1 pseudogene is annotated in these 421 nt (G+C 35.9%); it reads right to left on the bottom strand.

Going from position 1 to position 421, the window contains the following annotated elements:
- Positions 1-421 (bottom strand): annotated as a pseudogene (locus ADH54_RS06950) (peptidase M23); the annotation flags it as partial.

The following is a 421-nucleotide window of genomic DNA, read 5'->3' on the forward strand; positions in this document are numbered from 1 at the left end:
CGACTTTAAAAGTTCTTTTAGAAGTTTTTTTCTCCAGTTTCGCCTTATCTAATTCCTGCTTAAAGAAGACCTGCTTTTTATTGTTCCTATCTAATTCCTGCTTAAGGAAGACCTGCTTTTTATTGTTTCTATCTAATTCCTGCTTAAGGAAGACCTGCTTTTTAATTTCCTCTGGACGAAGTGCCTTTCCTTCTTTTCCAAGATTTCTTCCTTGTTTCTGGATATTCTTGTACTCTTTTTGGATTCTCTTATACTCTTTTTGTATTTTCTTGAGCTTGTTCTTAGAAGCTCGAAATTGGCTTCGACTCTTCTTTACCAACTGACGTTTAGAGTTGGTCTGAGATTGTAACTTCGTAAGTTGTTTTGCGCTATCTTGTTGAACCGTTCGGTAATTCTTACGAACTTTTTCTAGCTTTCGATC

The sequence above is a fragment of the Streptococcus pseudopneumoniae genome, from assembly GCF_001072315.1.
GTDB classification, from domain to species: domain Bacteria; phylum Bacillota; class Bacilli; order Lactobacillales; family Streptococcaceae; genus Streptococcus; species Streptococcus pseudopneumoniae_R.